The 17,823-nt window shown below is 36.6% G+C and carries 19 protein-coding genes; 7 read left to right on the plus strand and 12 right to left on the minus strand.

The window, feature by feature from the left end; genetic code table 11:
- Positions 1-199: 199 nt before the first annotated feature.
- From ilvD to ACIP9C_RS09775, 3 genes are all read right to left on the minus strand, one after another.
- Complete coding sequence (gene ilvD, locus ACIP9C_RS09765) at positions 200-1,870, minus strand: dihydroxy-acid dehydratase (RefSeq protein WP_401010085.1); 1,671 nt, start codon at positions 1,868-1,870, stop codon at positions 200-202.
- Positions 1,871-2,250: 380 nt separating this feature from the next.
- Positions 2,251-3,573, minus strand: a complete 1,323-nt coding sequence (locus tag ACIP9C_RS09770; RefSeq protein WP_401010087.1) for a D-arabinono-1,4-lactone oxidase — start codon at positions 3,571-3,573, stop codon at positions 2,251-2,253.
- On the minus strand, positions 3,561-4,736 hold the full coding sequence (locus ACIP9C_RS09775) for an amino acid deaminase/aldolase (RefSeq protein WP_401010089.1): 1,176 nt from the start codon (positions 4,734-4,736) through the stop codon (positions 3,561-3,563). The genes ACIP9C_RS09770 and ACIP9C_RS09775 overlap by 13 nt, the downstream gene beginning before the upstream one ends.
- A gap of 494 nt (positions 4,737-5,230) precedes the next feature.
- Here ACIP9C_RS09775 and ACIP9C_RS09780 point away from each other — a divergent pair, with 494 nt between their 5' ends.
- Positions 5,231-5,776 carry a cysteine hydrolase family protein gene (locus tag ACIP9C_RS09780; protein ID WP_401010091.1) on the plus strand — a complete coding sequence of 182 codons (546 nt, stop codon included), beginning with the start codon at positions 5,231-5,233 and terminating at the stop codon, positions 5,774-5,776.
- A gap of 120 nt (positions 5,777-5,896) precedes the next feature.
- On the plus strand, positions 5,897-6,154 hold the full coding sequence (locus tag ACIP9C_RS09785) for a GlsB/YeaQ/YmgE family stress response membrane protein (protein WP_340824015.1): 258 nt from the start codon (positions 5,897-5,899) through the stop codon (positions 6,152-6,154).
- A 35-nt stretch (positions 6,155-6,189) separates the two neighbouring features.
- Here ACIP9C_RS09785 and ACIP9C_RS09790 read toward each other — a convergent pair whose 3' ends face one another.
- Positions 6,190-6,885 (minus strand): lytic transglycosylase domain-containing protein, encoded by a 696-nt coding sequence (locus ACIP9C_RS09790; protein WP_401010093.1) that lies wholly within the window; start codon positions 6,883-6,885, stop codon positions 6,190-6,192.
- Positions 6,886-7,045: 160 nt separating this feature from the next.
- Between ACIP9C_RS09790 and mscL the strand changes: the two genes are divergently transcribed.
- From mscL to ACIP9C_RS09805, 3 genes are all read left to right on the plus strand, one after another.
- On the plus strand, positions 7,046-7,435 hold the full coding sequence (gene mscL / locus ACIP9C_RS09795) for a large conductance mechanosensitive channel protein MscL (protein WP_401010095.1): 390 nt from the start codon (positions 7,046-7,048) through the stop codon (positions 7,433-7,435).
- Between the two features lie 280 nt (positions 7,436-7,715).
- Positions 7,716-8,831, plus strand: a complete 1,116-nt coding sequence (locus ACIP9C_RS09800) for a methionine biosynthesis PLP-dependent protein (protein ID WP_401010097.1) — start codon at positions 7,716-7,718, stop codon at positions 8,829-8,831.
- Positions 8,832-8,835: 4 nt separating this feature from the next.
- On the plus strand, positions 8,836-9,996 hold the full coding sequence (locus ACIP9C_RS09805) for an aminotransferase class I/II-fold pyridoxal phosphate-dependent enzyme (protein WP_401010099.1): 1,161 nt from the start codon (positions 8,836-8,838) through the stop codon (positions 9,994-9,996).
- A 98-nt stretch (positions 9,997-10,094) separates the two neighbouring features.
- Here ACIP9C_RS09805 and ACIP9C_RS09810 read toward each other — a convergent pair whose 3' ends face one another.
- Positions 10,095-10,886, minus strand: coding sequence for an alpha/beta fold hydrolase (locus ACIP9C_RS09810; RefSeq protein ID WP_401010101.1), 792 nt, complete (start codon positions 10,884-10,886; stop codon positions 10,095-10,097).
- Between the two features lie 80 nt (positions 10,887-10,966).
- The gene (locus ACIP9C_RS09815; protein WP_401010103.1) at positions 10,967-11,401 is read right to left on the minus strand and encodes an NUDIX hydrolase; all 435 of its coding nucleotides are present in this window, start codon (positions 11,399-11,401) and stop codon (positions 10,967-10,969) included.
- Between the two features lie 67 nt (positions 11,402-11,468).
- Here ACIP9C_RS09815 and ACIP9C_RS09820 point away from each other — a divergent pair, with 67 nt between their 5' ends.
- Positions 11,469-11,966: a GNAT family N-acetyltransferase gene (locus tag ACIP9C_RS09820; protein WP_401010105.1), complete on the plus strand. Its 498-nt coding sequence runs from the start codon at positions 11,469-11,471 to the stop codon at positions 11,964-11,966.
- A gap of 34 nt (positions 11,967-12,000) precedes the next feature.
- Here the strand turns inward: ACIP9C_RS09820 and ACIP9C_RS09825 are convergent, their stop codons facing one another.
- The 4 genes from ACIP9C_RS09825 to ACIP9C_RS09840 form a co-directional block, all read right to left on the minus strand.
- Positions 12,001-12,342: a cupin domain-containing protein gene (locus ACIP9C_RS09825; RefSeq protein ID WP_401010107.1), complete on the minus strand. Its 342-nt coding sequence runs from the start codon at positions 12,340-12,342 to the stop codon at positions 12,001-12,003.
- 50 nt (positions 12,343-12,392) lie between these two features.
- A complete protein-coding gene (locus ACIP9C_RS09830) occupies positions 12,393-12,908 on the minus strand; it encodes a GNAT family N-acetyltransferase (protein WP_401010108.1) in 516 nt (171 codons plus the stop codon).
- A gap of 147 nt (positions 12,909-13,055) precedes the next feature.
- Entirely contained in the window at positions 13,056-13,208 is a 153-nt protein-coding gene (locus ACIP9C_RS09835; protein WP_069513162.1) for a YpzG family protein, read from the minus strand.
- 117 nt (positions 13,209-13,325) lie between these two features.
- Positions 13,326-14,993 carry a sensor domain-containing diguanylate cyclase gene (locus tag ACIP9C_RS09840; protein ID WP_401010110.1) on the minus strand — a complete coding sequence of 556 codons (1,668 nt, stop codon included), beginning with the start codon at positions 14,991-14,993 and terminating at the stop codon, positions 13,326-13,328.
- Positions 14,994-15,184: 191 nt separating this feature from the next.
- On the opposite strand from ACIP9C_RS09840, the gene ACIP9C_RS09845 reads away from it, so the two are divergent.
- A complete protein-coding gene (locus ACIP9C_RS09845; RefSeq protein ID WP_401010112.1) occupies positions 15,185-15,772 on the plus strand; it encodes a GNAT family N-acetyltransferase in 588 nt (195 codons plus the stop codon).
- 83 nt (positions 15,773-15,855) lie between these two features.
- Here ACIP9C_RS09845 and ACIP9C_RS09850 read toward each other — a convergent pair whose 3' ends face one another.
- The gene (locus ACIP9C_RS09850; RefSeq protein WP_401010114.1) at positions 15,856-16,170 is read right to left on the minus strand and encodes a DUF3784 domain-containing protein; all 315 of its coding nucleotides are present in this window, start codon (positions 16,168-16,170) and stop codon (positions 15,856-15,858) included.
- Positions 16,171-16,268: 98 nt separating this feature from the next.
- Positions 16,269-17,558, minus strand: coding sequence for an alpha/beta hydrolase (locus ACIP9C_RS09855; RefSeq protein ID WP_401010116.1), 1,290 nt, complete (start codon positions 17,556-17,558; stop codon positions 16,269-16,271).
- Between the last annotated feature and the right edge of the window lie 265 nt (positions 17,559-17,823).

Consider the following 17,823-nt stretch of genomic DNA (forward strand, 5'->3'; position numbering starts at 1 on the left):
TAAATCATTTATTCATTAATAACGAGCACTTCGATTATGCCCGGAACTATCTAATGGCGATCACGCGTTTAATAGTTCACTCCGAGGGGATGTCGGATCTAGTTGTATCGCCGGCTTCCAGCACGACCGGCTCTCTGGTAGATACAAGGCTCTAGAACCTTTAACCTCATCAACGTTTTAACTTATTTATTTTTTAGTACTAAATTTTCATAACGCCACCTGTTGATGCGCTTGTCACTAATTTTGAATACCTTGCTAACCAGCCACGTTTGATTTTTGGTTCAAAAATCGGCAGTTTAGCACGACGTTCTGCTAATACTTCATCGGATACTTCTAAATTGATAGTACGATTCGGTAAATCAATTGTAATAATGTCACCATTTTCAACTAAAGCGATTGGACCGCCCTCTGCTGCTTCTGGCGAAATATGCCCTATTGAAATACCACGAGATGCACCTGAGAATCGACCATCAGTAATTAACGCCACTTTGGTACCAAGACCACGACCTTGAATCGCTGATGTTGGTGCTAACATTTCAGGCATCCCTGGGCCACCTTTTGGTCCTTCATAACGAATGACGACTACATGGCCTTCCTTAACATTACCGTTATCAATATTTTCTTGCGCTGCCTCTTGTGATTCAAAGACAATGGCTTCCCCTGTAAATACTTTAATAGAAGGATCTACAGCACCAACTTTAATAACAGAGCCATCTGGTGCAATATTGCCAAATAACACCGATAAACCACCGACTGGACTATAAGGATTGTCTTTTGTACGAATGACTTGATCATTCGTAATCTGATAATCTTTTACTAGTTCACCCATTGTTACACCTGCAACAGTAGGACGATTTGGATGAATAGCACCTGGAATCGATACTAATTCATTGATGATGGCACTTACACCACCTGCTTTATTAATATCATCCATAGAAATATCTGAAGCTGGCATAATTTTTGCTAAATACGGTACTCGCTCTGCAACTTTATTAATATCTTCAATGTTATAGTCAATTTCAGCTTCATTTGCGATTGCTAATGTATGTAGAACCGTATTTGTGGAACCACCCATTGCCATATCTAGTGCAAATGCATCGTCAATTGCTTCTTTTGTAATAATGTCACGCGGCTTAACGTCTTCTTTAATCATGCGCACTAATTGTTTAGCGGCTTCCTTAATAAGTTTATGTCGTTCCTCAGAAGTGGCAACAATTGTACCGTTGCCTGGAAGTGCTACACCTAGCATTTCCATTAAACAGTTCATAGAGTTCGCTGTGAACATCCCTGAACATGATCCACATGTTGGACATGCATTATTTTCAATATCTAACAGCTCTTCAGCTGACATGTTACCTGATTTATGTGCCCCTACACCTTCAAAAACTGAAGTTAAAGAAAGCTGTTTTCCTGTAGCAGATGTTCCCGCCTCCATTGGACCACCAGATACAAAAATCGATGGTACGTTTGTACGGACCGCTGCCATTAACATCCCTGGTGTGATTTTGTCACAGTTTGGAATGTAAAATACTCCATCAAACCAGTGTGCATTAATAACTGTTTCTGCTGAATCTGCTATAATTTCTCGGCTTGGTAAAGAGTAGCGCATACCAATATGTCCCATCGCAATACCATCATCAACACCGATTGTATTAAATTCGAATGGAATACCACCCGCTTCAATTATTGCTTCTTTTACTACATCAGCAAATGTACGTAAATGAACATGACCTGGAATAATGTCAATATAAGAGTTACAAACCCCAATAAATGGTTTCCCTAAATCTTTTGCTTTTACTTTGCCTGTTGCATATAAAAGACTTCGATGTGGCGCACGATCTACGCCTACTTTAATCATGTCACTTCTCATATTAAACGCCCCTCATTTATTGCTATGTTCGTTGATATATACAAAATGTTCTGTCTATTTTGTTTTTGCCTTAGCATATTGCCTTTGTTGGCAGCTAATTGTTGTAACGAACGTATTAAATTGTTGTTATCATAGTACGAATAACTATACTAAGTCAACAGTGTTTTTTGAATTGTTTAAAAAATTCAAATACTCTGCTAAATATGAAATCGTTTTCATGCTGATTAAGCATCACTTTTATCTCGAATTGATAAATATTTTGACATTTCGTTCAAATTTTAATTTTTTTATTATAAACAATATTCAGTATGAATTAATTGTAAAAGTACTTATTGTTTTCCATTCTTTTCAGCAAGAAAATTTATGATTAATTCAAAATTTTATAATATAAACAATTGTTCTAGGTAATGTGTGAAAAATACTTTATCAGGATCGTATTTTGCACGTATGGCTAAAAATTTATCTATATTTGGATACAATGCATGGACATGTGAAGCAGTTAAATGACTTTGTTTTCCCCAATGTGGCCGTCCCTGATATTTATGCATTAGCGTATGAATCCATTTAAAATAAGGCTCCTCCGACATACCTTTATACATATGAAATGCAATAAACGCTGATTCCTGTCCCTGAGTTGGACTTAAATAACCAGATTCACCAGCTGTTGTTCGACATTCCAGTGGAAAATGCACGTTCAGATGCCCTTTTTTAAACGTTGCATGAATCTCTTCCATACATGCTTCAAATTGCGTTAATGATATCGCGTACTCACTTTCTTGGAATTTCACACTGCGAGGAGAGGGGAAAATTTCATAGCTTATACCAATCTTCTCAGCCTCCACCACATTTGCCGCAGCTAATTTGCTCATCGCACTACTTAAGGATGGCTTCCATTTACATAGTTCCGAAATGGCAAAAAAAGCACCATTTTCTACTATTTGAAGTTTTATATTTTCTACGACCTTACTCCATTGACTCTGATACACTGGAGCCATTGCATTCATCCGTTTAATTTGAATCGTCTCACTTCCTGGGAAGTAAAACCACTCCACATGACGATGTTGTCGTATATCTTTGGCGAATGTCGCAAGCCCATTTGATAATGTATCCCTAGCCCCAATATAATGTAAGCTATATAGCGGTAACACTTTAATTGTTACCTTTACAAGTACACCAAGCATGCCGAGTGAGACATGAAGCGTCTCGGATAATTCATCAGCATCTCTATTATGTTCGTGATATGTTCCATTCCCATCAACAAAACACCAGCGTGTCACTGCTGACGATAGCGAACCTAACGTCACACCTGTCCCATGTGTACCTGTGGATACTGCACCAGCAATCGTTTGTTCTTGAATATCGCCCATATTAATGAGACCAAAGCCATGTTTTGCGAGCTGTGGACCGATTTCGTATAAATACGTCCCAGCCCATAATGTAGCCTCTTGTCTTTCCGCATCAATCGAGATGAGCCCTCGCATATTATGTAATGAAAGTGCAATATGCTCTGGCATTGCAACAGCACTAAAAGAATGAGCTGCACCTGTGACACGTATTGTTTTCTTTGTATCACGTGCATGCTTCACTACGTTTACTACTTCTTCTATTGAACGAGGTAAGTACATCTCACTTGGATAAGAAATAATATTACCTGCCCAATTCGTCCATTTTTCTCCACTTTTCCACTTTTCTACAGAAAACATTGGCCATCCCCCCTATAGGTTGCAAAGCTACCTACGTATTGGTCTCCTCTTATTCCATGTAGTACTTGAAATCTTTCGCATAGCTCCCCGGCTTTTGCATGACGAAAATAAATGGTGTCACCAATTGTGATTGTTTTACCTTTTACTTTAATAGGTGTCTGCACCTCTCCAGCCCCTTCTAAACTAAGAAATGAAAAAAAAGCAGGCTCATAAAATGCTGGATAACGATCTACTGCAATAGCTCCAGATGCTGGGTAGCCGCCACCATGACAAACAACAATATGTTTCGCAGGTTTTCGCGTAACACGGAGTGCAAAACCTGCTGCTTTGGCAAGTTGCAAATGGGAAAACTGATCAAAAAGCGCTGGTGCATAAAATGCTGAACCAACTGTGATTTCCGTCACTTCTTTCTGCTCAGCCGTATATGTCATACTTCCTGTCCCACCACCATTGACAAAGCGTAATTTCGGAAAATATGCCTTAATATGGGCAATTGCTAATCTACGAAACTGTGTAACTTGCTTTTTTGCTTGTGTTTGCATTAAATCTATTAATCTACCTTTTATAGCATTTGCAGGTCGATTACCAACACCCGCTATTTGTGCTTCATAGCCCATGACACCTACAACTTCTATATGCGATTGCTCTTTTATATATAATAAGAAAGGTGTTATTGACTCCAGCGAATGGAGTGAGGATCGCTTCGTTCCAAAATAGAGTACTTTAAAATCAGTCGACATATTGATATCTATACAAATAGATACTTTAATATTAAGCTCTGATCCTATTTTCTCTAAAAATGCTACATGTTCAAGTCTATCAACCATAAATGTGACCGTTCTTCCTTCTTTCACAAACTGTAACAGCTGTCGAACTGCTATTTCTTCCATAATTGGATAGCCAAGAAGGACATCATCAAAATGTAGTTCAAGTAAAAACAATGTTTCTGCTGCAGTAAAAGTCATGAAGCCTACTACGTTTGAAAGATTTTGCTGTACATAATGCAGCACCTCCACCGAACGGATTGACTTTGTGGCAACGCGGATTTTTTTTTGCCCGCATGCTTGTTGAACCTTTTTAATATTTTCATCTAGTGCGTCTAGGTCAAGCCATGCAAATGGTCGCTCTAGCCCATTGAATGCTTGCTGAAATCTTGTAGTCATCAAATCCCCCCATATGCTTTATATATTTGACAATTGAAAGAAAAATTCACCTTATAAAATAAAATACTTGTCTACTTCATCCTTGCAATACCACCTGAGCATATCATTGGTCTTGCATTCTAGCATGACAATATAGAGACAACAAAAAACAACCGTGGACTACGACGAAATTGCCTTCACGGTTGTTTTAGTATAGGTCAAGCATTGTACTCACCTTTCTATTGTATTTTTAATTACGAAGCAAATAAAAACTCCGCAGCTAAATTTAACACCACTACTAAATGTAACGCAGCGATTAAGAATCCTTGGCGATCTAAACGTTTCATAACAGTCATATTCATAAACTATCACCTCTCCTTTTTTCACATTATACGCGCACATTCTTCAATTTTCAAACTATTCTTAATATTAAAATATGACTATTTTTCTGACAACCAAAACCAAATATGGCATGATAAAGAGTGAAATCATGCCTAAAGGAGTGGAGAAAAATTTTGAAAAAAGCATTACTTGTCATTGATTATACAAATGATTTTGTAGCGACAGACGGTAAACTATCATGTGGAGAACCAGGACAATTACTAGATACGCCTATTGCCACATTAATTGAGCAATTTATTGCTGAGAAAGATTTAGTGGTCTTTGCTAATGACTTACATGAAGAAAACGATCCGTTTCATCCTGAAACAAAGCTTTTTCCTCCTCATAATATTCGGGGCACGCTTGGGCGCAATCTATACGGACATGTTGGTAAAGTTTATGACTTGCATAAAGAAGAAGTAATTTGGCTCGATAAAACACGCTATAGTGCATTTGCAGGAACAAATTTAGCCATTTTACTAAAAGAACGTGGCATAGAGGAAATTCATTTAGTTGGTGTTTGCACAGATATTTGTATTTTGCATACTGCTGTAGATGCTTATAATTTGGGCATTTCTACAGTTATTTATGCAAATGCTGTAGCTAGCTTTGACACAGCTGGACATCATTGGGCTTTACGTCATTTTGAACATACATTAGGTGCAAACGTTGTGAAATAAAACATATGAAATTATAAAAAAAAGAAGCTGTTTAGGTTTAATTATCTCCAAAAAGGATATAACTAAGTAATGCCATTATAGAAATGCCATTATATCTTAACTTTAAGGAGATGGATAATTTTGATTAGTTTCATTTGGTTTTTAATTATCGGAGGAATTTTAGGTTGGTTAGCTGGTGTCATTTTAGGAAAAGACGTTCCTGGAGGCATTATTGGTAATATTATTGCCGGGATTGTCGGTTCTTGGATAGGTAGTATGGTTTTAGGAAATTGGGGTTGGAGAGTCAGTGATTTTTATGTATTCCCAGCACTAATAGGTGCAATCGTACTTATCTTTATTGTAAGTCTTATTTTAAAAGGTATGCGTAAAGCAGCCTAATTATGAAGAGCCATTCTTAAGAATGGCTCTTTTCTTTATTTTGAATTCATAAGAACTGCTGTTTTTAATTCATCATGGTAATCATTATACAAATTATAGTAGTGTAACACATTGCTCACGTATTCCTCGCTATGATTATAATTAAAAACTGCCCGTTTCACATCACCTTTAGCAGCACCATACTTTGATAAATAATTTGCTGCACTAAACACTGCATCTTCAATATCATATGGATCGGCTACACCATCACCATTTGCATCAACTCCGTACCCACCATATTTTTTTATAATAGCTGGATCCATTAGCTCTGCCTTTGAAATATTGCCTTTGCCCAGTCCAGAGCAGGTTGGATGCTTCCAACCTACAAATGTGCAGGGCATAAATTGCATATGACCTACCGCACCAGCTGGTGATACAAGAGATTTCATAGAGGAAAATCGCGTTTCAATGCGATGATGGGCTGCTAACAATGTCCAAGGCACCCCATATTTTTCTTCAGCAGCAACATATACGGGAATATATTGCTCTGGAATGTTCATATCAAAATTTTGCTGTATTTCTTCAATCGCCTTTTGTTGCGCAAGTTTTTCAAAGATAGGAAATGTTTGAAGTTCCCTCCACGCAAAAAACGCGAGTACATACACAGTAATCGCTACGGGGATTAATAATGCTATCATCCCCATCTTTACAGTTGGTGATAGCAGTGGTTTCTTTTGTTTTTTTTTCGCCATATGTCACACCTAATCATTCTTTGTCTCCTTCCATATTACCAAATTTACCGTTTTATGTTGTAGATTTTTTCTATTTTTATTTTTACTTTGTTATAATGATGCAAATATAGTAAAATACAATTCGATTGTTTTATTGGATATTAGTAGGAGGATTTATTTTATGTGGAAAGACTTTAAGGAATTTGCTATGAAAGGTAACATTATTGATTTAGCGATTGCAGTTGTAATTGGTGGTGCTTTCGGTAAAATTGTTACATCTTTAGTAGAAAATATTATTATGCCATTAGTAGGTGTTTTAACGGGTGGCATTGATTTAACAAAAAGCTTTATGTTTGGTTCAGGTACAGCCCAAGTCAAGTTAGGTATATTTTTACAGTCCATCATTGACTTTTTAATTATTGCTTTTGCCATTTTCTTAGCTTTGCGTCTGATGACCAAATTTACTAGAAAAAAAGAGGAAGCTGTTGTAGAGGAACCTACACCAGAGCTTGATGCAAAAGAGGAGCTTCTAAAAGAAATTCGCGATTTATTAAAAAAACAACAAGCATAATAAACAAGGCTATAGAGCAATTCGTTAAATTCGAATGCTCTATAGCCTTTTTGAATGTGCTTACAGTTCCATCTTCAGCAATTAATCCCCTACTATTCCTACATGATTTAATTTCAATAATCTATGTAATTTTCTGAAATCATCTTGTCCTTCTGTACTATACATGTTAAATTGGTAACAATTATAGAGAATCTTGAAGATACTAATCAAATTATTCTATTAAGAAATAGAGTCCTGATTGGGCTCTTTCTATATCATTGATGAAGAAAAGAGTGACGATATGACAAACAAGAGAACTATTGAAACAAAACTTGTACAGCTAGGAAATTTAAGTGACCCGAGTACTGGCGCTGTTAGCCCTCCAATTCATTTATCGACTGCTTATAAACATGCAGGTATTGGTGAATCTACAGGTTTTGACTATGCACGTACAAAAAATCCAACACGTACCATTTTAGAGGCAGGAATTGCTGATTTAGAAGGTGGCGACGCTGGCTTTGCCTGTAGTTCAGGTATGGCTGCGATTCAACTTATAATGTCTCTGTTTAAACCTGGTGATGAATTAATCGTACCGGATGATTTGTATGGTGGTACATATCGACTTTTTAACTTTTTTAAAGAAACATACAATATTAAACCTATCTATTCAAAATTTGAATCTGTTGAGCAAGTAGAGGCTTTAATCAATGAAAATACTCGTGCCCTCTTTATCGAAACACCAACAAATCCACTTATGCAGGAATTTGATCTCAAAGTGTACGCTGAGCTTGCACATAAACACGGTGCATTGTTAATTGTTGATAATACATTCTACACACCATATTTCCAACGACCAATTGAACTAGGAGCCGATATTGTGTTACATTCTGCGACAAAGTATATTGGAGGCCATAATGATGTTTTAGCTGGTCTAGTTGTCTCAAAAGGCGCTGAGCTGTCAGAACGTATCGGCTATATTCATAATGGTAGTGGAATGGTATTAGGTGCGATGGATTCTTGGTTATTGATTCGTGGATTAAAAACGTTGCATCTTCGCTTAAAACAACATGATGCAAACGCGAAGGCAATAGCTGCTTATTTAGAAGAAGAAAAACTTGTGACAGACGTACTGTATACAGGCAAAGGTGGTATGCTGTCATTCCGACTTCAAAAGCCTGAGTGGATAGATCCATTCCTTCGAAACTTAAAGTTAATTATTTTTGCAGAAAGCCTTGGTGGCGTTGAGAGCTTTATCACATATCCTGCCACACAAACACATGCCGATATGCCATACGAAGAGCGTGTAGAACGCGGTGTTTGCGATCGTTTACTACGCTTCTCTGTCGGCATTGAAGAAGCTGAAGATTTAATTGCAGACTTAAAACAAGTGTTTGATACGCTAAGAAAAGAGGCATAAAATAATGAAGCAACATATTGAAACAGCTCTTATCCACGCGGGTGTGCGTGATGGCTATGAAAATAAAAAAGGTGCTGTAAACGTTCCTATGTATGTCTCTTCAACATTTCATCAAGAGAGCATTGATGAGTTTGGCGAGTATGACTATGCACGTTCTGGTAACCCCACACGTGATGCTTTAGAGAAAGCCGTTGCAGAGCTTGAAGGTGGTGTTCGTGCACACGCCTTCTCTTCAGGAATTGCAGCTGTATCAGCAGCATTAATGCTATTATCTCAAGGTGATCACATCGTCATTACTGAAGACGTCTATGGTGGCACCTATCGCTTTGTATCGAAAGTATTACCTCGTTTTGGTATCTCTCATACATTCGTTGATTTTACAGATTTAGCGGCGATTGAAGCAGCCATTACGCCTGCGACAAAGCTTCTTTATATGGAGACACCGTCAAATCCAACATTAGGGATTACAGATATTCGAGGCGTAGTTTCGATAGCTAAACAATATCATTGCTTAACGTTTTTAGATAATACGTTTATGACACCACTACATCAACGTCCTCTTGACTTAGGTGTAGATGTAGTAATTCATAGTGCAACGAAATTCTTATCTGGTCACTCTGATATTATTGCAGGACTAACAGTTACAGCCGATGAGCAACTAGGAAACGACCTTTATTTTATCCAAAATTCTTTTGGGAATATTTTAGGTGTACAGGATTGCTTCACATTATTGCAAAATATGAAAACAACGGATGTGCGCTTTAGTCGTTCTGCAACATCAGCGCAAAAGATTGCACAGTTTTTAGATGCGAACCCACTCGTTGAACAAGTATACTATCCAGGTCTTTCATCACATCCTGGTTACGATATTCATCATAGCCAATGTACAAGTCCAGGGGCTGTATTGTCCTTCCGCCTACCTAACTATGCTGCAGCAAAAGCATTAGTGGAAGCAATGAAAATCCCAGTTTTTGCTGTATCTCTTGGTGGTGTGGAATCCATTCTTTCCTACCCAGCTAAAATGAGCCATGCTGCAATGGAGCCTGAAGAGCGTACAAAACGTGGTATTACAGATGGCCTATTACGATTTTCAGTAGGGCTGGAGCATGTTGATGATCTAATTGCTGACTTTGCTCAAGCACTAGAAATTGCTGCAAAAGCTTAAATGTCAGAATTGTTTGAGTGACTGGCACTTCAAACCCACTTCGATTTCCTGCGGCCACAGTGTAGTCCGCGGGAGTTAAGTGGGTTTTACTTTGTTATTCAAAACTTAACAGCTGAAGAAAATTCAGAATTGTTTGGGTGACTGGCACTAAGCCAATTGTCTATTATTTCATTAAATAGAGCTGGATTCGCTAATGAAATACCATGTCCAACATCGGCGACTACCATTCCTTTACAATTAGCATTGCTTTTCACCAAGTCATTTGCAGATTTTTTCATGATTGATTTTTCTTTATCACCCACCAACACGAGCATTGAGCTTTTTACGTGTTTAAAGTTTTCTGGTATAGAGAATGACATATTTTCCATCATCACAGAAATCAACGTCTGTTGAGACATTCGACAACTCTCTTCATAATATTGCCCGTATTTTTCTTTAGGAATGTAAAGCGTCTTAGCTTGAATTTTTGAAAATATTCGATTTGAAATAAGCGGAGAAGTTAGTTTTATTGTTGGAGAGATCCATTTTTTAAAAACAGGCATCGGTCTAACTAAAGCACTAATAATGACAGCAGTGTCAATTAAACTTGGCCTCATACTTACCATTTGCACAATAATTTGAGCACCTAACGAAAAACCCACAACTGTGGTTTTTCGATTGTTAGATATCGTTTCAATAAGATCGATTATTTTCTGTGCAGCTTCTTTCATTGAAAAATATGTATCTCCACTATTTTTTCCATGTCCAGGTAAATCAGGAACGATACAATGATAATGTTGGGCAAAATATATTATTTGTTTTTCCCACATCCATCCACTGACGCCTCCCCCATGTAAAAATACGATAAGTGGTGCATTTTTGTCTCCATATTCATCATAATAAAGCGTCAAAATTCCTTCCTCCTTTTCATCTACTCCTAGTAGCTCCTTTGTCTTTATAATAAAAATCCTTTCATTTAGCAAAGGGGATTTTATTGTTCATTCATGACACTTACAAAAATCCGATATAAATAATCACCATGTCCTTTTGCTAACACTACATCATCTTTATTTTCAATCCAATAAAATGTAAATTGTAAGTTACCTTCGTTTATGCCTGTTGGTTTGTGTTGCCATGTTGGACGTGAATCATCTGATATTAAGTGGTAAAAATAACGTTTTTGTAAGGCTCCTGAATAATGTTCGGCATAATCCTGTGCGATTAAGCCCTTTACTTCTAAATTTGTTAACCCGGTTTCCTCCACCATCTCTCGTAATACTGCTTCTAGAGGCGTTTCTCCTTCTTCAACTGTCCCCTTTGGAACTTGGATACCAGCACCAGCTGTATTTTGTTTAAATACAAGTACTTGGATTCGACCCTCGAATTCCCTTGTAATATACCCAAATGCTTTTTCCAAAACTTGCATTAATCCATCCCCTTTCGTCGTTTTGAATGTTACAATATATAGAAATTATTGAAATTGTAGGTGATAGTTGTTGACACTCATTATACGGCAAATGAAAGAAGAAGACATCCCTTTTGTACAAGAAATTGCCAAAACAAGTTGGTATGCAACATATGAAGGAATCATTCCGATGCATATTCAGAATCGTTTTCTCGAAGCTGCCTATAGCGAAGAACGTTTATTAACACGTCTTCAAACGAGTCCATTTTTAGTTGCCAAGTTAGGTGAATCACTTGTTGGCTTTGCTAACTTTTCGAATGTTAATGACAACGGACAAGCAGAGCTATTCGCTATTTATTTACTTCCAGGTGCCCAAAATAAAGGAATCGGCACGGCCTTATTAGAAAGTGGGATTCAAAAATTACAGGGGATAACTTCCCTGACTGTATGTGTTGAGAAGGACAATATAATTGGAAGTCAATTCTACAAGGCAAAAGACTTCCAACCTGTTGAAGAATTCGATGATTTATTTGATGGGCATATTTTACAAACGATACGATTGGAACTTGCGTTAACAAAAAAATAACGGAGTCATTTGCACCCCGTTATTTGCCCTCGTTTTATTCAAGCAAATCAATTTGTGTAGATTGAATAACGAGGGCTGTTAACCCTTTGTCACTTCCTGACTCATGTGCTTCTCCCTCTTGCCAAAGAATCCCCTCTCCTTGTTTTACAAGTAATTTCTCCCTATCTTTACCGCAGATCCATCCTTCTCCCTCAATAACAATGAATAGCTGTGGTACTGGTGCTTCATGTAATCCAACTACACCACCTGCTTCTATGTATATAAAACCAATATTTGTTGGCTCTACTGTTTTCATTATTTTAGTATAAAATGAATAAAGTGAGTTGTAATTGTTAATTGCATTGCCACTATCCTTTGAGAACTGATAAATTTTCATAGCAAATCCTTCTCCTTTTCAAACGTTTTCTAAAAATGCGATTTCAGAACTTAAACCATTTTGTACATTAACACATCATCAACATACTCGTTATCCCTTACTTTAATTTCATTAATTTTTCTACCTTCTTCAATAAAACCCATTTTTCGATAAAGAGCAATGGCCCCTATATTTGTTGAAAATACGCCTAAGCAAACTTTTTCAATTATTGGATTGGCAGTTGCCCATGTCAGTAATTCCTCGATTAAACGTTTACCAATTCCTCCTCCTCGTTGATCTTTTCGAACCATCATGCCAAAGCTACCAGTATGGGCTAAACGTTTACGATTTGGTGATTGAAATGCTAACCAGCCAACTATATCGTCATTGCATTCAGCAATAAGAATTGTTTCATGGTCATTTGCTAATATCGTCTGTATCGATGCTTGTTGTCCTTCGATAGTTTGCTGAAATTCTTCAGTTGTCGTTATTAAAAATAGTTCTTCCGCTAAAACTTCTTGTTGGATTTCAAGCATTTTTTTTGCATCAGCAAGACGCGCAATACGAATGTTCATTTGATTGTCCATATCCAATTCTCCTTCTAGTTCCTCATTTCATATCTTTTACTATAAATCAATTACTTGGTTATTTACTAATTTTCCTTTAAATAAGATGCAAAAAAAAAGCCCAGATAAAATATCTGAGCTTGATAACACTTATTGCTTCTAGCATGACTAAAACTGTCGGGCTTTCGCTTCACTTCTCAAGATACGGTTATGGAGAGTAATCTCCGTTTCACCATTTACTTGAGATTTTGAACGCTTAATCCTTGTCCAGTTACGGTGGATTTTTTGAGATTTTGGGTCTAGTTGTTCAGGCCTACTCATTTTACATCCTCCTCATCATTATAGACTTCATAAGTGAATCCATGTTAGTATGACCATTTTTTTTAATACTACTCGTCCATAGAAACTATTGTGAAAATTTTTATAAGCCTAACACAGTTACCGCATAACAAAGTTATTAGCACCATCAGATACTCTTAGCATATTTCGACCACTTTCCTTAGCAACGTAAAGTGCCTGATCTGCCTTATCAATCAAATCGTAGAAGGTCGAAATGTCCTTATCATTGGCAAATTCTGCAATGCCAATACTCACTGTCATAGGAATATACTGTTCACCTATAGTAAAAGGATACTCTTCAACATTTTTTCTTATTCTTTCTGCAATTTTCACAGCACTTTCCAACGTCGTCGCTGGGGATAAAATTACAAATTCCTCACCACCATATCTCGTAGTGATATCTTTTCTTCGTACGGATTCTTTAATGATCTTTGCAACATGCTTTAATACCTCATCCCCAGTCAGATGCCCATATGTATCATTAACTTTTTTGAAAAAATCGATATCAATCGCTATACAGGAACAATGATGCTCATTGTTTTTACAGTCTTGAAAAACATGCTCACCCTGCTCATTTAAATAACGGCGATTATATAGTTTCGTTAGTTGGCAAGTAACAGATAACTCCTTAAGTAATATTGTATCTTCTTTCACTTTTGCGCTCATCTCATTAAAAGATGAACAAAGCTCCTGAAACTCTTTGGCATACGGTGCTAACTGTTTTTCATTAATTTTATAATCGTAGTGTCCTTGCTCCACCTTACCAACGCCTTTTAGTAACTGCTGAATCGGCTCTTCTATTTTTTTCGTTATCATTAACATAACTTTAATGGTTAAAAATGTGCCCACTAAAATACAAATCGCTAACAAGCCAAATCTTTTAATTAAAGGTGTATACGCTTCCAAAAGATTGACTTCAGAAATAAAATACCATTTGCCTTGATTAATTGGCTTACTTTCTGCTAACACCCATTCGCCATTTGCATCCTTATAAGAGTTTATTGGCGATTGCGTTTGATGAGATTGAGCAATCGTCAAAATTTGTTCATCAATGTTATAGTTTTGCGAGAATATATTTTGATTAGCTGAATTCACATCCTTCTTATTGGAAACTAATTCTGTTAACAAAGTTCCATCTTGATTGACTATATAAGCATGTCCCTGAAAACCCACTCTTGATTCATTTAAAAGCAAATCAACTGTACTAAAATTCACAGTGCCAAAAACAACACCATTAAATTGTTGTTGTTCATCAAGTATAGGAGATGCGAAAGCAATGATGGGCTCCTTTGTTACTTTACTAATTAATACATCTGTAATATACTGCTGCTTCGTTTTTTTGGCGACTTGGAAATACTCACGATTTTTTACATCAATGCCAATCCCGTTATGTTGATATTCTGTCACTGTATCGAACTGTACTATTCCTTCTTTGTTAACAAAGACTAAATCAGTAAAAACAGTTTGTTTTTTATATTCTTGAAAAAATGCTTGCGTTTGTTCATACTGATAGCCTTTAACAAAAGCTAAATTCGTTATTGTATGTATATCCTCGGACCGCTCCATTAACCAGCTTTCAAAAAAATAGGTTTGAGCATCTAAGTAATTGGTCATTTCTTCTTTTTGATGGTTAATTGTTTGCTGATATTCGATAAAAATTGTCGGAATAAAAATACATAAACTAATGATAAAAATAATAACGATATGCCCTCTTCGAAGCAAATTTCTTATCGTATTTTGCCATAAAACCTTTTTAATTATGTTCAAAACCTTTCCCTCCACAAAAATTAAATGGAAATTTTTTATTTTTCCTATCAAAAATACCACAAGAAATAGATTGAAGCAGTGAGAAATTTAATAGTTGAATGGTAAATTATAAGAATTCAACGAATTTCTGTTACAATTTCCCAACAAAGCATTTAGTATAATATGTATATTAATTCAATTAGGAGGAACTTATGGAAATTAGAGCATATCAATTAGAAGATGAAATAGGTTGGGTTCGTTGTAGGGTGTTATCATTTTTAAATACTGCTTATTTTGACAATGTTCTTCAGAAAAAGGAAACATATGCTAACCCAGCCATTGAACTAGTAGCAATTAAGGATCATCAAGTCATTGGTTTAATTGATGTTGAATACGAAGTGCAACCGCAAACTGTTTGTTCTCAAGGGGATGGGTTAGGAGGAATGATTTGGCACATTGCTGTTCATCCTGACTATCAAAAAATGGGAGTTGGTCATCAATTATTGAAAGCTGCTGAAAAAAGAGCGAAAGGAAAAAAAATAAACCGCTTGGAAGCATGGACAAGAGATGATAAGTGGGTAAACGATTGGTACATAAACAATAAGTTTTCAATTGTAGATTCCTATTTACAAGTATTTATTGAAAGTGAAAATGAAATGAAGCAAACGTTAAAATCCGAAATACCAGAACTCTACCCCGTTCAAGCCTTTGCGCACTATGTAGGGAAGGAAAAGGAGATGATAATGAATCGCTATACTAGAGTACATGAATGTTTTTGCTTTGAGAAAAAATTGTTGTGAATAGCATACTAGAACTGTACACAATATGAGGTGCGACACCTTTGTAGCGAGGGTCGCACTTCCGTTGTGAGCAATTCTTCATTTTACGTTATAAAGCGATTTACTGTATTCGCAAATATGAGTGTAAATACAGTGAGCCCTATAAATAGGATGAGACTAACTATAAAGAGCCATTCAGTTTGGAAGACCCCATCGAGTGCCCATAATAGTATACAAAAACAGTAACCATACATGATTTTGCCCATAAATTTAGCAAGAGCTTTTTCATTATAGGTCTCTTTTTCACTCTGAGCCATTGTGTTAAAGCCTGCAAGTAAAAATGCACCTTTGCCATTCGATAAAACAATTGCAAATATTAAAAATGGAATCATCATGATCAAACATACAATGGCTTCCACGATAATTTCCCCACAATGTTGTGGCTCGCAACGAAATTTTTAAAGAGCAGCGACTAACAACATACTAAAATTAAGCTTTTTTAAGTTGCGTCATACTACTAGTCATTTGCGATAAATTTGTAAATCGCAGGTAATAAGTTCGGATGCAGCGGTAATGTTGGGTCTGAATAGGTAGCTAAATTCCCCTCTCGATTCTCTGGTGCGTTTTTGAGAATATGGTTCATGCCATCCATATAGATAAGTTCTGCTTTTTCATTGCCATGCTTTAATGCTTCTGCGTCTGTAGCTTTCACTTGGATATCTGTTGTTCCTTGAATAATTAATACGCGACCTTTAACTTTTTGGAGCTCATTAGCTGGATTATATTTAAGCCAAGATATCATATATGGCTGCACAGAAGCTCTAAATAATGATTGGAGCTCAGGAGAGACATTTTTCACTAGCTCTCCTTTTTTAAGTGTTGCAAGAATTGTTGTTGCTTCAGTCGTTAGGGCAGGTGTTAATTGTCCTGTTAATTGCTCCAGCAGTAATGTATCAGCAGCTCTACCTGCACCTGCTATTGAAACAAATGAATCCACATTGGCTTTTTGTGCAGCGAGCATGCCTATTAATGAGCCTTCACTATGGCCAATAATATGGACACTTGAATAGTTTTTATTTGCTGTTAGTGCCTTGAGTATTTGAACTGCATCGTCAACATATAAATCGATGGAAATATCATCCTCTTTCATTAACAAAGACGTATTATCTCCGATGCCTCGTTTATCGTATCGCACACTTGCAACACCTTCTTGAGCTAATCCTTCTGCAAGCATTTTCAAGCTATTATTTTTTCCAGCAATTGCTGAGTTACCATCCTTATCGGTCGGTCCAGAACCTGCAATAATGAGAACAACTGGTGACGGCTCCTTACGACTCTTTTGAAGTGCTACTGTTAAATCGCCATCCTTTACAGGTACTGTGAATGTTTCGTAAGATACTGGCTCTGCTGGCTGTTCTTCAAACGGTTTTAATAGCAAACGGAATTTTCCACCATTTTGATTAAACGTTGCTTCGATTTGCTCTCCTTTTAACGTTCCGTTCACCTCAATAAGAGAACCATTTAAGTTAATGATAATTTGTACTTCATTCCCATTATATGTTACGCTTTTAAATGGATAATTACTTAAGCCTTGTGCAGGAACAGATAAAGATCCACCCTCTTTTTGTAAATCTACAATAATTGGTAGCGAGCCATTTGGAATTTCAATATCCCCTGTCCATTTTCCGATTAGTTGTTCATTCATAACTTGCCCCTCCTCTTTTTTGTCCACCTTTGTTCCATTTTCTTTTTGTGAACAGGCAACTAATAATATGGCGATACAGCATAATACAAATAGTTTTTTCATAAAAGTCCCTCCTGATAAAAAATAGCGATTACATCAGTATTATCCTGAATATTCAGGACCGTTCGTCGCTACTATTTCATTTGTATATAAATGCTCAAAACGTTAAGGTTTTTCCAAATAAGGATTTGTAGTCCTTCATCTGTCATATCCAGAGTATAACAGTTGTGTTTCCAAAATCAACTAAAAACCAAAAAAGACCCAGAAAAATTCTGGGTCCGTGGACACTTATACATTCTATTTGATTGTACAGTTGTGGTTTCTACTT

Source organism: Lysinibacillus sp. NPDC093210 (genome assembly GCF_044753985.1).
Taxonomy (GTDB): domain Bacteria; phylum Bacillota; class Bacilli; order Bacillales_A; family Planococcaceae; genus Lysinibacillus.

What these genes read in the sequence shown, in the direction of transcription:
- ilvD (WP_401010085.1), bottom strand. Translation starts at nt 1,870, where the DNA reads ATGAGAAGTGACATGATTAAAGTAGGCGTAGATCGTGCGCCACATCGA.
- ACIP9C_RS09770 (WP_401010087.1), bottom strand. Translation starts at nt 3,573, where the DNA reads ATGTTTTCTGTAGAAAAGTGGAAAAGTGGAGAAAAATGGACGAATTGG.
- ACIP9C_RS09775 (WP_401010089.1), bottom strand. Translation starts at nt 4,736, where the DNA reads ATGACTACAAGATTTCAGCAAGCATTCAATGGGCTAGAGCGACCATTT.
- ACIP9C_RS09790 (WP_401010093.1), bottom strand. Translation starts at nt 6,885, where the DNA reads ATGGCGAAAAAAAAACAAAAGAAACCACTGCTATCACCAACTGTAAAG.
- mscL (WP_401010095.1), top strand. Translation starts at nt 7,046, where the DNA reads ATGTGGAAAGACTTTAAGGAATTTGCTATGAAAGGTAACATTATTGAT.
- ACIP9C_RS09800 (WP_401010097.1), top strand. Translation starts at nt 7,716, where the DNA reads ATGACAAACAAGAGAACTATTGAAACAAAACTTGTACAGCTAGGAAAT.
- ACIP9C_RS09805 (WP_401010099.1), top strand. Translation starts at nt 8,836, where the DNA reads ATGAAGCAACATATTGAAACAGCTCTTATCCACGCGGGTGTGCGTGAT.
- ACIP9C_RS09815 (WP_401010103.1), bottom strand. Translation starts at nt 11,401, where the DNA reads ATGCAAGTTTTGGAAAAAGCATTTGGGTATATTACAAGGGAATTCGAG.
- ACIP9C_RS09825 (WP_401010107.1), bottom strand. Translation starts at nt 12,342, where the DNA reads ATGAAAATTTATCAGTTCTCAAAGGATAGTGGCAATGCAATTAACAAT.
- ACIP9C_RS09830 (WP_401010108.1), bottom strand. Translation starts at nt 12,908, where the DNA reads ATGGACAATCAAATGAACATTCGTATTGCGCGTCTTGCTGATGCAAAA.
- ACIP9C_RS09835 (WP_069513162.1), bottom strand. Translation starts at nt 13,208, where the DNA reads ATGAGTAGGCCTGAACAACTAGACCCAAAATCTCAAAAAATCCACCGT.
- ACIP9C_RS09845 (WP_401010112.1), top strand. Translation starts at nt 15,185, where the DNA reads ATGGAAATTAGAGCATATCAATTAGAAGATGAAATAGGTTGGGTTCGT.
- ACIP9C_RS09855 (WP_401010116.1), bottom strand. Translation starts at nt 17,558, where the DNA reads ATGAAAAAACTATTTGTATTATGCTGTATCGCCATATTATTAGTTGCC.